The 13,040-nt window shown below is 61.5% G+C and carries 10 protein-coding genes; 3 read left to right on the plus strand and 7 right to left on the minus strand.

Annotation, left to right across the window (positions count from 1 at the left end):
• Positions 1–33 precede the first annotated feature (33 nt).
• Positions 34–1,005, plus strand: a complete 972-nt coding sequence (locus tag BLQ92_RS19035) for a LysR family transcriptional regulator (protein WP_090686089.1) — start codon at positions 34–36, stop codon at positions 1,003–1,005.
• A gap of 2 nt (positions 1,006–1,007) precedes the next feature.
• Here BLQ92_RS19035 and BLQ92_RS19040 read toward each other — a convergent pair whose 3' ends face one another.
• The 6 genes from BLQ92_RS19040 to BLQ92_RS19065 all read right to left on the minus strand — a co-directional run bounded on the left by BLQ92_RS19040 (position 1,008) and on the right by BLQ92_RS19065 (position 9,009).
• Complete coding sequence (locus tag BLQ92_RS19040; RefSeq protein ID WP_090686090.1) at positions 1,008–2,489, minus strand: M81 family metallopeptidase; 1,482 nt, start codon at positions 2,487–2,489, stop codon at positions 1,008–1,010.
• A gap of 38 nt (positions 2,490–2,527) precedes the next feature.
• Entirely contained in the window at positions 2,528–3,691 is a 1,164-nt protein-coding gene (locus BLQ92_RS19045; RefSeq protein ID WP_090686091.1) for an iron-containing alcohol dehydrogenase, read from the minus strand.
• 24 nt (positions 3,692–3,715) lie between these two features.
• Complete coding sequence (locus BLQ92_RS19050; RefSeq protein ID WP_090686092.1) at positions 3,716–5,110, minus strand: aldehyde dehydrogenase family protein; 1,395 nt, start codon at positions 5,108–5,110, stop codon at positions 3,716–3,718.
• A 21-nt stretch (positions 5,111–5,131) separates the two neighbouring features.
• Positions 5,132–6,529: a glutamine synthetase family protein gene (locus BLQ92_RS19055; RefSeq protein ID WP_090686093.1), complete on the minus strand. Its 1,398-nt coding sequence runs from the start codon at positions 6,527–6,529 to the stop codon at positions 5,132–5,134.
• Positions 6,530–6,814: 285 nt separating this feature from the next.
• Positions 6,815–8,083 (minus strand): HD domain-containing protein, encoded by a 1,269-nt coding sequence (locus BLQ92_RS19060; RefSeq protein ID WP_090686094.1) that lies wholly within the window; start codon positions 8,081–8,083, stop codon positions 6,815–6,817.
• An 11-nt stretch (positions 8,084–8,094) separates the two neighbouring features.
• A complete protein-coding gene (locus BLQ92_RS19065; protein WP_090686095.1) occupies positions 8,095–9,009 on the minus strand; it encodes a LysR family transcriptional regulator in 915 nt (304 codons plus the stop codon).
• A gap of 110 nt (positions 9,010–9,119) precedes the next feature.
• Here BLQ92_RS19065 and metE point away from each other — a divergent pair, with 110 nt between their 5' ends.
• On the plus strand, positions 9,120–11,411 hold the full coding sequence (gene metE, locus BLQ92_RS19070) for a 5-methyltetrahydropteroyltriglutamate--homocysteine S-methyltransferase (protein ID WP_090686096.1): 2,292 nt from the start codon (positions 9,120–9,122) through the stop codon (positions 11,409–11,411).
• Positions 11,412–11,421: 10 nt separating this feature from the next.
• Here the strand turns inward: metE and BLQ92_RS19075 are convergent, their stop codons facing one another.
• Positions 11,422–11,601 carry a hypothetical protein gene (locus BLQ92_RS19075; protein WP_090686097.1) on the minus strand — a complete coding sequence of 60 codons (180 nt, stop codon included), beginning with the start codon at positions 11,599–11,601 and terminating at the stop codon, positions 11,422–11,424.
• A 109-nt stretch (positions 11,602–11,710) separates the two neighbouring features.
• On the opposite strand from BLQ92_RS19075, the gene BLQ92_RS19080 reads away from it, so the two are divergent.
• Positions 11,711–12,994 (plus strand): cystathionine gamma-synthase family protein, encoded by a 1,284-nt coding sequence (locus BLQ92_RS19080; RefSeq protein ID WP_090686098.1) that lies wholly within the window; start codon positions 11,711–11,713, stop codon positions 12,992–12,994.
• Positions 12,995–13,040: the final 46 nt, after the last annotated feature.

Here is a 13,040-nt window from a genome sequence, read left to right on the forward strand (position 1 = left end):
GCTACTTCTCGCGGCGGCAAATCAGCCGGTCTTATGCAAAATGGCATCAATTTCGATCTGAAGGCGCTCGAAGTCTTCGTGCTCGTCGTCGAATCCGGTGGCATGACGGCCGCCGGTCAACGGCTCAACCTCACGCAGTCTTCGGTCTCGCAAACGCTATCGAACCTGGAACAAACCCTCAATCTGCAATTGCTGGACCGCTCGCAACGGCCCCCAATGCTGACACCCGTGGGTCGCCAGTTCTACAACCGGGCCTGCGCGCTGCTGGACGACGCCAGGCATTTGAGTCAAGAGTTCTGCAAGCCGCACGGCGAACCGCTCAAACATATTCGCATTGCGCTGGTCGATTCCATGGCTACCAGCATCGGCGCCGAGCTGCTGGCCGCAATACGGCAGCGCACCTCCAACTGGTCGATGGTGACCGGCCAATCGCATCAACATGCCGAAGCCTTGTTGTCCAGACGCGTAGACATTATCGTCTCCGATGATGCGGTTTCAAAAAACCCTTCGCTGTACCGTCAGCGTATCTTGCGCGAACCATTCGTACTGGTGTTGCCCGGCGACTTCAAAGGAACCGTACCCTCGCTGCGCAGCCTGCTGGTCAGAGACGACTTCATCCGCTACAGCAATACCACCGTGATTGGCCGCAGCATCGAAACCCAGTTGGAGAAATGGGGGATTCAACCACCGGTACGCCTGCAGCTCGACAATACCTTCGCCATCATGTCTCTCGTGATGGCCAATGCCGGCTGGACCATCACCACGCCGCTATGCCTGTTGCAGTCGGGGCTGACCCCGGACAACAAGTTCTCGCAGGCGTTTCGCCTGCTGCCGATTCCCGGCGAGGAGTTCTTCCGCGAACTCACCATGGTCGCCCGTCAGGACGATCTGGGTTTGCTGCCGCAGCAACTCGCTCAAGACAGCGTGCAATTGCTGAAGAATCGCTTCCTGCCGATCATCGATGCGAACGCGCCGTGGCTGCTCCCCTCCATTGTGTTGGGCTGATTTCAAAGCAGCCTGATGCCCGGCCTCAATTTTTCGTAACGCAACTGGCGCAAATCCGCGACGTTGACCCCGGGCGCGGCCACTACCAGAATTTCCTCGGCCAAGGCGGCAAAATCGGCCCGGAAATGGACCGAGCTCTTTAGGACCAGGATGCGGTAGTCCGCTGGATCGGCGCCGACATGGCGGAACATGGCCTGATCGGCGGCCTGCTGTTTGCGGCTCGACACTACGATCTCGACGCCGCGAGGGCCACCGCACCGCACTCGTGCCATCGGCCCGAGATCCATCTGGCAGCCAAGATAGAACGGTCCCGTGCCGGTGAAACGGCCGGTTCCCAGTGCTAGCACTTCAAACGGAACCTGCAGAGGAGGCGCCCCTACGCCGCTAGACCCACCCAACGGAACCTCAATAACAGCACCGATGCCAGCATGCGTTGCCGCTTCGACAAATCGGGCATCGCACAACACGCCAGCGCATACCCGCTGCGCTTGTTGCCGCAGCAGTTCGTGCAGGATATCGGTCGTATCGCCGCTCCCTCCACCGCCCGGGTTGTCCTGGGTGTCGGCCAGGATGACCGTAGTAGCGCCCTCCGCTCGCACCCCCTGCTCAAGCGCATATGCGACCGCCTCGGTCGGCGCATACAGATGTCCGCCGAAATCGGCCTGGCTGGCAAGAGCAGCCTGCGTCAACGATGCGACCGCCCGCTCGACCGCCATCCGATCATGGCCATAGGCAATCACGCTGGGGCCACTATGGTAGATATCGGCAAGCGGGAAACCCGGCACAAACTCGGCCGCAAAAACCTGTTCCGATGCCAGCGATTCGCCGAGCGCAATCAAACCGCGCATCGGTTCGGTCAATGTGCTTTGCCAAGGCATGGGAATCAGAAAGGGTAACTGGCGAAAGCCCTTGTGCAACACTCTGCCGCCAAGCAAACGGTCGAGCAACACCTGGGCACGCTGCCCGGTCTGCGCCATATCGACATGCGGATAGCTGCGGTACGTCAGCAGGCCGCTCGCATGTTCGAACATGGCCGGTGTGATATTGGCGTGATAATCGAGCGCTACGACAATCGGCAGCGTGGCGCCGACTCTGTGCCGCAGGCGCCGCAGCAACTCGCCCTCGCCGTCCTCCAGATGCTCGCTCACCATCGCGCCGTGCAGATCGAGAAACAGCGCGTCTAACGGACCCGCATCACGGATCATGCGGTCGAGCATGAAGGCAATCGCTTCGAACGCATCTTCGGTCACTGGGCCGCTAGGGTTGGCCGAGGCCCACAATAGCGGCACCAGTTGGTGCAACGGCTGCGCAGCCTGGATAAAACCGTCGATCGCCAGGTTGACGCCCGAAACCGCGCCGAACATCTCCTCGCCAACCAGCAGACCGGGCCACGCATCCGCCTCGACGAAAGTAGCGAAGCGCGCCCGGCTGGCGGCGAAGGTATTCGTCTCGTGTAAAAAACCCGCGATGCCGATTCTTGCCACACCATCCTCTCAATAAAGCTGACTCGTGCCGATTGGCGTTACAACATGCCTTCGACTGCCGTTACGAAAATACGGCTATAGTCGGCAGCACTAAACGGAATCGGGTTGGTCCCGGCGGAGCCGTCGACCACGGCCATTTCGCCGACCTTCGCCGCCTCTCGCGCATCGATGCCTATCTCGCTCAGCGTGTGGGGAATGCCGAGCGATTCGCGCATCGTCAAGACCCAGTCGAGGAAAGACGCGAACGACGGCTGTGCCAGCTCGAGGTAGCGCGCCAACAATTCGATCCGCTCCGCGATAGCCGATTCGTTGGCCTTGAGCACATAGGGCATCAGGATGGCGTTGAGCATGCCGTGGTGGGCGTCATACAACGCACCCAACGGATGGGCCAGCGCATGCATCGCCCCCAGGCCGCGCTGAAACGCGGTGGCGCCCATGCTCGACGCCACCAGCATTTGCAGGCGAGCATCGAGATCCTGACCGTCCTTGACCGCACGTGGCAAAAACTGCTTGATCAACCGGATACCCTCGAGCGCGATGCCCGTGGCCATTGGGTGATAAAACGGCGAACAATAGGCTTCGAGGTTATGCGACAAGGCGTCCATGCCAGTCGCCGCCGTCAGTTTCGCCGGCAAACCTACCGTTACTTCAGGATCGAGAATGACGACCGCGGGCAACATCTTCGCGTGAAAGATGATCCGTTTCACGTGGGCGTGGTCGTCGGTGATCACCGAAGCCCGCCCGACTTCCGAGCCGGTCCCGGCGGTAGTCGGCACCGCCACCACGGGCGCCATACCGGCCACGTTGACGCGCAGATAGTTGTCGCCGACATCTTCGAAATCCCACAGCGGACGATCCTGCCCAACCATCAGCGCCACGGCCTTGGCCGCATCGAGCGCCGAGCCGCCGCCGAAGGCGATTACACCGTCGTGGCCGCCGGCCTTGAAAATCGCCACGCCATCGTCGACATTCTTGCCGGTCGGATTGCCCTTGATATCGTGAAACAGCCCGCACTCGAGGCCGGCAGAGCGGCAGTGATCGAGCACGCTGCCGATCAGCGGCAATGCCGCCAGACCAGGATCGGTAATCAGCAACGGCCGGCGCATGCCGAGACTTTCACACCATTGCGGCAATTCGCGAACGCGGCCTGCGCCGACCTTGACTGCGGTCGGGTAATTCCAGTTGACGGACGGAAGTGACATGCGAAATTCCTTCGAGAGTCCCGGTCAGACGCCGGTTTTCAGATGAAAAGATTTGGGTCGCGTCAGGTGCTCGTAGCCGACCACCGACAAGGTCGCGCCCCGGCCGGTATTCTTCACCCCGGTCCAGGCGAGCGCCGGGTCGAGATAATCGCAGCGGTTCATAAAGAAGGTGCCGGTTTCGACACGCCGCCCGATCGATAGCGCGGCTTCTTCGTCGCGGGTAAAGACACTCGCGGTCAACCCGTACGGGCTGTCGTTCATCAGTTCAATCGCTTGCTCGTCTCCGGAAACAGGCATGATGCCGACCACCGGTCCGAAACACTCGTCGTTCATCAACGTCATGCCGTGATCGACATTCACGAACACGCCCGGCGCCACATAAGGCGTGCCGGCCCGCGACAAGCCGAACTGGCTTTCGTCGAGCAGATTTTTGGCGCCTTTGGCGAGAGCATCGGCGATCACCGCCCGCACCCCGTCCGCGGCCGCCGTGCGCACAACCGGGCCCAAGGTGGTTTGCGCATCGAGCGGATTGCCCAATACATACTGCTTCGTCAGCGCTACGGCGCGCTCGACAAAGTCGTTGTACAGCGGCTGAGCCACATAGATACGCTGGATACCGCAACACGACTGGCCAGAGTTAAAGAAGGCGCCGTCGACGAGCGTCTCCACGGCGTGATCGAGCTTGGCATCGCTTCGCACGTAGGCCGGATCGTTACCGCCCAGTTCCAGCCCAACACCGATAAAGCGCCCCGCCGCCGCTTCTTCGACGATACGGCCGCCGCCCACCGAACCGGTGAAACAGACAAAGCCGATCTCGTTCGCGCGGATCAACCGACGCACACGTTCATGGTCGACATGCAGATACTGGAATACGCCCTCGGGCAACTCGGCCTGAACAAAGGCCTGATGAATCAGTTCCGCGCACAACGGCGTCTGATCGGAGTGCTTGAGAATCACCGTGTTACCCGCCAGCAATGCCGGCACGATGCTGTTGACCGCCGTCAGCAAGGGGTAATTCCACGGCGCGATGGTCAACACCACGCCAACCGGTTCACGCGAAACAAACCGCGTAAAGCCCGCTTGCGGTTCCACCTGCACGGGCTTCAAGGCATCTTCCGCAATCGCCATCATATGGCGCGCCCGTGCGGCAAAGCCGTCCACCTCGCCGCCGGTATAGCGCAGCGGGCGTCCCATCTGGCGCGTAATCGCTTCGGCGACGGCCGCCTTGTTCTCGACAAAGTGCTCGACGGCACGGCCAACCAGCGCGAGCCGCTCCGACAGAGGTCTTGCAGCCCACGCTTTCTGGGCAGTCTGCGCACGCCTTAGCGTCTGCTCGATCTGCGACTCGCTCGCATAGGGCCGGCGCACGAATTCGCTGCCGTCGATCGGGCTAATGGTAGTCAACTCGTCTTTCGTCATGGTGGGCTTGAACTCTTGGGCTCAGATAATTTCGAAATAGCGGGCCAGTTCCCAATCGGTCACATGCCGACGGAACTGCCGCTCTTCCCATTCGCGAGTCGCGACAAAGTGCTCGACAAACGCTTCGCCAAACAAGGTCTTGGCGGCTTCGGAATGGCGCAGTCGCTGCGCAGACTCCCACAGGGTGTTGGGTAGCTTCAGATGGGCGGGAAAGTCCTGCGTATACGCGTTGCCCTTGACGATCTGCTCCGGATCCAGGCCCTGCTCAATGCCATACAAGCCGGCGCCCAACGCGGCTGCCAGGGCGATATAGGGATTGGCGTCGGCCGAACCGATGCGGACTTCCACACGCTGAGACTTCTCCGAACCCGGAATCAGGCGCAAGGCCGTGGTTCGATTCTCGACGCCCCAGGTGGCATCGAGCGGCGCCCAGTAACCCGGCACCAGGCGCGAATAGCTATTGACGGTCTGCGCGAACATCGACATGAATTCGGGCAGATAGCGCTGCACGCCCGCCATAAAGCTGGCTTGCTTCGCGCTCATGTTGTAGGGGCGGCTTTCGTCGTAAAACGCCGACTTGCCGGTACTCGTCTCGCGCAAGGACATGTGGATATGACCGCTCTGCCCCGGATGCTCATGCGACCATTTCGCCATGAAGGTGGCCATCAGATTGTTCTTCTGGGCCAGTGCCTTGGTGAAAGTCTTGAACAGGATGGCCTTGTCCGCCATGTCAGCCGCGCTGTCCACCGCAATCGCGGCCTCCAGCACGCCGGGGCCGGTTTCGGTATGCAGCCCTTCGATCGGCATATCCATCTGCTCGCACATATCGAGCAATTGCCGGTAAAAATCGCCCTCGACCGTACTGCGGAGCACCGAATAGCCGAAATTGCCCGGCGTCCAGTTCTTCAGGCCGCGGTAATTCTTTTCGCGCGCCGAGTGCGGCGTCTCCTCGAACATGAAGAATTCATATTCAAGTGCAGCGAAAGCTTCGAAACCCATCTCGGCCGCACGCTTCAATACGCGCTTCAACAGGCCGCGCGGACAGATTGCTTCGGCATCCTCTGCGAATTCACACAGGAAGAACAACATGTCTTCGCCGTCGCCCTGTTCCAGCGGCAGACGCCGGCAGCTCTCCGGCACGATGCGCACCATGGCGTCCGGATAGGCGGTATGCCAGCCCGTATATTTCGTGTTGTCGTACATCTGGTCGTCCACGTCCCAGCCCAGTACGACATTGCAGAACGCGAAACCTGAACGCAGTGCCGCCAGGAATTTATCCTTGCGCAAATATTTTCCGCGCAGAACGCCATCGACGTCGGACAGACCGACCTTGATATGTGTCAGCCGGCTCGCCTCTACCAGGCGAATCGCATCCTCTACTGTTTTGATTGCCCGTTCGGGCTTCGCATGCGCATCCATAGACAGTGTCTCCGGGTAACCGCTTGTTTTTCTTACAGTCGATTCATCTTAGGAACGAGAAAAATCCCGATCAACAACAATCAGTATTCTTTATGGTGATGATCGGCTGGGGTAATACTCCGCGCTCCTTGATGCTGGCAGCCATGCCGATAGCGCCGGCCGCACGGGCCGCCGTACCGGCAACGGGTGCAGACGATCATAGGGGGACGAAAAACGGAGTGTTATCGAAAAACGGCAAATGCGCGTCACGAATAACAAAGAGGTGGCGGGGCCAATCTGACTGATTCAGACGTGCCGCGAGGTGAGCTCACATGGCGTCTGGAACATCTCGGCCGCAATCAGCGCGGCACGCCCAACCGCATGTGCCGGCACGAAGAGATAGAACCGCCACAGATCGGCATAGCGATCCTGCAGTGCGCTTATCTCTGCGAAAGTCCCGCTGCCGGCATCGTTCAGAGATTCGAGTCCGCGGCTGGTTTCGACAGGCACGGCGGCTTCTTTCATGGCGGTCAGCGCCGGGCAGTACAACACGACGTCCGCAAACGGCAGATCCAGCTTTTCCGCCAGCTCCGCCTCGGCCTGCGCGCGCTGTATGCGCGACGCGTGGTAGCGCGCCACCCAGTCCTTGCGCAGAGCGAGGGGCACGCTGCGGCCGGAGACCACGTAGCCGCGTTTGAGCAGGTCGCGGTTCAAGGTGCGGCGCGCAAGGGCGGCGGCATCCGCGATACGGCAACGCGCGAGGCGATCAAGCAGTGTCCAGTCGTTGAGCTCCAGCAGATCGCTCTCGGCCAGCACGCCATGATCGAGTGCGATCTCCACCGCTTTGGAAATCATCGCGCCCGCCACCACCTTGGTGTGGTGATAGTAGACGCGTTCGGTGAGGAAGTATCGCACCCGCAGCACGCCGATGATTTCCGAACGGGCATCGGGCCTGTCCATGCCATGCTTGGCCAGCCTGATCACCAGACGAGCGTCGTGCTCGGCAAAGCAGCGGAAGATCCGGTCGTCGTAGTCGTGGGAGAGACCGGTAAAGAAGCTGTCGCGGCGCAAATAGTCGAGCAGGTCGGCATCGATACTGCCCGATACGATCTCCTGTGCCCAACGCGGTACGCTTTCAGGCGATGGCAGGCCAAGCAGGCTCCCCACCGCGTCCCGAATGCCCAGGCGAGCCAAGGCATCGCCCAGCTCACCCGCGAACATGTCCACAAGGCGCGAGCCTTTGTCGTGCCGCGCGAACAAACGGCGTTCGTCTTCGAGTGTGTGGCCGAACGGCACGTGCGTGACGTCGTGAAGCAAAGCAGCCACGCCGATGGCTTCTTCGAGTTCAGCGGGAATCTGCACGCCCGAGCGGCGCAGCCCCGCCACGATCCGGTGCGCGACGGCACACACCCCGATGGAGTGATCAAAGCGTGTATGGAGCGCTCCCGGGTAGACCAGGTGCGCCGTGCCGAGCTGCTTGATGCCGCGCAGCCGCTGCATGACAGGCAGGTCGAGCACCGCCGTTTCGACACTGCTCAGCTCGATATCGCCGTGAATGGGGTCGCGTAGCAGCATGGACGTTGGGATCAGGTTGATAAAGCCGTGTCGGCATCGGGGGCTAACGGCTTGCGCGCCAGCTCGATGAAGGCCTTGAGGTAATCAATTTCGGTGTCGGTCTCACGGGCGCCGAGGAAAATCTGCTTGGCGATGCCCTTTCGCCCCAACCGCACCGGCACGAGATTCATCTTGCCGGCATACTCTTCCACCAGCCAGCGCGGCAGCGCCGCGACGCCCCTGCCGCTCGCCACCATCTGCAGCATGATATCGGTGGTCTCGATCGCCTTGTGGCGCCGTGGCGTGATGCCAGCCGGCATCAGAAACTGATTGTATATGTCGAGCCGGTCGGTCTCCACCGGATACGTGACCAACACCTCGCGCGTCAACTGCTCCGGTTTCACATACTCGACGCCCGCCAGCGGGTGCTCGCGGTTCACCACCAGCACCTGCTCATAGTCGAACACCGGTTCGAAACGCAAGCCGGGCTTGTAGAGCGGATCCGGCGTCACCAGCAGGTCGATCTCGTAGCCAAACAAGGCGCCGATTCCGCCAAACTGGAATTTCTGCTTGACGTCGACATCCACGTCCGGCCAGCGCGCCAGATAAGGCGAGACCACCTTGAGCAACCACTGGTAGCAGGGATGGCACTCCATACCGATGCGCAGCGCGCCCCGCTCGCCCTGCGCGTACTGCTTAAGGCGCTGCTCGGCCAGATCCAGTTGCGGCAGCACGCGATTGGCGACGGCAAGCAGGTATTCACCGGCCTGAGTCAGGCGCAGGCTGCGCCCCTCGCGCAACCAGATATCCGTACCCAGTTGCTGCTCCAGCTTTTTCATGGAGTGGCTGAGCGCGGATTGCGTGACGCACAGGATGTCCGCCGCCGCGGTAAGCGAGCCGTGCTTGTCCACCGCCTGGACGATGGCCAGATGAATTCTCTCAAGCATGATGACACATGAGCAAAACTAATGGTTCGTTGAATTATCACCATTTTACTTCATAAAACGCCTTCGCTAGGATGCAGCCATCCGCAACCTGACCGAATCAAGGCGACACGATGGCAACGACACACAATCTAGGCTTCCCCCGCATCGGCGCGAAGCGCGAACTGAAATTCGCACTCGAGTCATACTGGAAAGGCGAGTCATCGCTCGGCGAACTGAAAGCGCTGGGAGCCCAGTTGCGCCAGCGTCACTGGGCGCACCAGGCCGACCTCGGTCTGGCGGCGGTGGGCGATTTCGCCTTCTACGACCAGGTGCTGGACATGAGCTTCATGCTGGGTAACCTGCCGGAACGCGTGCAAGGCTTCCACGGCGACACCCTCGACAACTACTTCCGCGTCGCCCGCGGCCGCTCGGCCAAGTGTGCCGAAGACCACGGCGCATGCTGCGGCGGCGTTGCTGCCGGCGAGATGACCAAGTGGTTCGACACCAACTATCACTACATCGTCCCCGAATTCAGCGTGAGCACCGAATTCAAGCTCGACCCGTCGCGCCTGCTGGAACAGCTGGCTGAGGCCAAGGCACAAGGCGTCAAGGCCAAGCCGGTGATCGTCGGCCCCGTAACGTACCTCGCGCTCGGCAAGGCCAAGGACGACTCCGACAAGCTGGCCCTGCTGCCGCGCATCTTGCCGGTCTACGCGGAACTGCTGAGCACGCTGGCGGCGCAAGGCGTCGAATGGGTGCAGATCGACGAGCCGATCCTCGTGACCGAACTGTCTGCCGAGTGGCAGCAAGCGTATGTCACCGCCTACCAGGCGCTGGCGAACGGCACGGTGAAGCTGTTGCTGGCGACGTACTTCGGCCAGTTGCTCAACAACCTGTCGCTGGCCGTCAAGCTGCCGGTGCAAGGCCTGCATCTGGATGCGATCAACGCGCGCGCTGAAGTCGACGCCGTAATTGCACAATTGCCGCAGGACCGCGTGCTGTCGCTCGGCGTGATCAACGGCCGCAACATCTGGAAGACGGATCTGGCGAGCGTCCTCGACTGGCTCGAACCGGTTGCGAAGCAACTGGGCGAGCGTCTGTGGATCGCACCGTCGTGCTCGTTGCTGCACGTGCCGGTGGACCTCGAAAGCGAACAGAAGCTGGACGTGGAAGTCCGCTCGTGGCTCGCCTTCGCGCTGCAAAAACTGGGCGAACTGAAGCTGCTGGCTAGCGCGTTGAACCACGGCCGCGACGCCGTCAAGGCAGAACTGGCCGCCAACCGCGCCGCGATCGCCGCGCGTCGTGCGTCGCCGCGTGTGAACAACCCGGCAGTCAAGGCCGCCCTCGCGAAGATCAGCCCGGCTCTGGGTCAGCGCAAGAACACCTACCCGGCGCGCGCCGACAAGCAGGCCGCACTGTTGAAGCTGCCGGCTTACCCGACCACGACCATCGGTTCGTTCCCGCAGACCAGCACGATCCGCCATGCACGCAGCCAGTTCAAGAGCGGCGCGCTGGACGAAGCCGGTTACAAGACCGCAATGCGCGCCGAGATCGAACGCAGCGTACGCGAACAGGAAGCGCTGGGGCTGGACGTGCTGGTGCACGGCGAAGCTGAGCGTAACGATATGGTCGAATACTTCGGCGAGCAGCTCGACGGCTATGCGTTCAGCCAGTTCGGCTGGGTGCAGTCGTATGGCTCGCGTTGCGTGAAGCCGCCTATCCTGTTCGGCGACATCAGCCGTCCGAAGGCGATGACCGTCGAATGGATCAAGTACGCCCAGTCGCTCACCAGCAAGCCGATGAAGGGCATGCTGACCGGCCCGGTCACGATCCTGAACTGGTCCTTCGTGCGCGACGACCAGCCGCGTTCCGTGTCGTGCTACCAGTTGGCGCTGGCGATCCGCGAAGAAGTGCTGGACCTCGAAAAGGCCGGCGTGCGCGTGATCCAGATCGACGAAGCAGCCTTGCGCGAAGGTCTGCCGCTGCGCAAGTCGCAATGGCAGGAATACCTCGACTGGGCAGTGACGTCGTTCCGCATCACCGCCAACGGCGTGGATGACGAAACGCAGATCCACACCCATATGTGCTATTCCGAGTTCAACGACATCATCGCGTCGATCGCCGACATGGACGCCGACGTCATCACCATCGAGACCTCGCGCTCGGATATGGAGTTGCTGGACGCATTCGACAACTTCAACTACCCGAACGAAATCGGCCCGGGCGTGTACGACATTCACTCGCCGAACATCCCGACCGAAGAACACATCGTTCAACTGATGAAGAAGGCCGCTGAACGCGTTCCTGCGCAACGCCTGTGGGTGAATCCGGACTGTGGCCTGAAGACGCGCCAGTGGGAAGAAGTCATTCCGGCGCTGACCAACATGGTGGCGGCTGCCAAGAAGCTGCGCGCTTCCGTCTGAGGCACACGCGCTACGTGCCCGGTGCGTGCGCGGCGGCCTGCGCATCGTCCCCAGGCGCACCGAAAACCACGTTATGCGGGTTGGCTCGCCCGCCATGATCATTTGCGGTTTCAAGCAAGAGGAAGCCGGCCACCTTCGGGTGGCCGGCTTTCATTTTCGCTTCGCATTCCTCGCTGTAAATCGCCGCCATGGAGTGGCATACTCACGCGCTAGCGCAGAGAGCGATCCTCTTTGAGCGTTATGCGTACTGGGATTGCAACCACCGTTCATCCTTCCCCACGACATGGCACGGAGAAAGCATGGCCTATCGCAACTATCACAAGCGCACGATCGCCGGTCGCGATCTGCATCCCGAGACGCAGATGATGTCGTACGGCTACGATCCGTTTTTGTCTGAAGGATCGGTCAAGCCGCCGGTTTTCTTGACCTCGACGTTCGCGTTTCGCACCGCCGAGGACGGCGCCGACTTCTTCGACATGGTGTCGGGCCGCAAGCCTTTGCCTGAAGGCGAAAGCGCAGGCCTCGTGTATAGCCGCTTCAATCACCCGAATCTCGAGATTGTCGAAGATCGTCTTGCCTTGCTCGACGACTCCGAAGCCGCTGTCGTGACCTCGAGCGGCATGTCCGCCATCGCAGCAATCCTGCTGGCATTCCTGCGCCCGGGCGATTGTGTGGTGCAGTCCGTACCGCTTTATGGCGGCACCGAAACGCTGATTTCAAAGTTTCTGCCGGAATGGGGCATCCGCTCCCAGGTGATCGAGGATGGTCTTTCGGTGACGGCGATCCGCGACGCACTCGAAGCGGCGGCGCAAAAGGGCCACGTGCGGATGTGCTACGTCGAGACGCCGGCCAACCCGACCAATGCGCTGTTCGACCTGCAAGGGCTGCGCAGCGAGATCGACGCGTTCGAAGCGCGTCACGGCTATCGCCCTCTTTCGGTATGCGACAACACGCTGCTGGGACCGCTGTACCAGAAGCCGTCGCGGCAAGGCATCGATCTGAGCGTGTATTCGTTGACGAAGTACATCGGCGGCCATAGCGATCTGGTGGCGGGCGGCGTGACCGGCAGTCGTGCCCTGATTACGAAAGTCCGCTCCATCCGCAGCGCGCTTGGCTCGCAACTCGATCCGCATTCGTCGTGGATGATTACGCGCTCCATGGAGACCCTGGTGCTGCGCATGCAGCAAGCAGCACGCAGCGGTAGCGCCGTCGCGCGCTGGCTCGCGACCAATCCGCATCGTCCGGTGAAGGTCCTGCATTCGGAGCTGATCGAGGATCCGACCTATCAGGCGGTCTATCAGCGTCAATGCACCGGGCCCGGCTCGACGTTTGCTTTCGTCCTGGATGGCGGTCGCGAGCAAGCGTTCCGGTTCATCAACGGCCTGACGCTGTTCAAGTCGGCCGTGAGCCTGGGCGGCACCGAGTCGCTGATCTGCCACCCCGCTTCGACGACGCATTCGGGCGTTCCCGCCGACGCGCGCGCTGCGGCAGGCGTGACGGAAGGTCTGATTCGCGTGTCGGTGGGGTTGGAGCATCCCGACGACCTGATTGCCGACCTGTCGAACGCTCTGGAACACTGCTGAGGCGCTTGATCTGTGTAGAAACGCCCCAGCGGGGGCGTTTCGCGAA

The sequence above is a fragment of the Paraburkholderia phenazinium genome, assembly GCF_900100735.1.
Taxonomy (GTDB): domain Bacteria; phylum Pseudomonadota; class Gammaproteobacteria; order Burkholderiales; family Burkholderiaceae; genus Paraburkholderia; species Paraburkholderia phenazinia.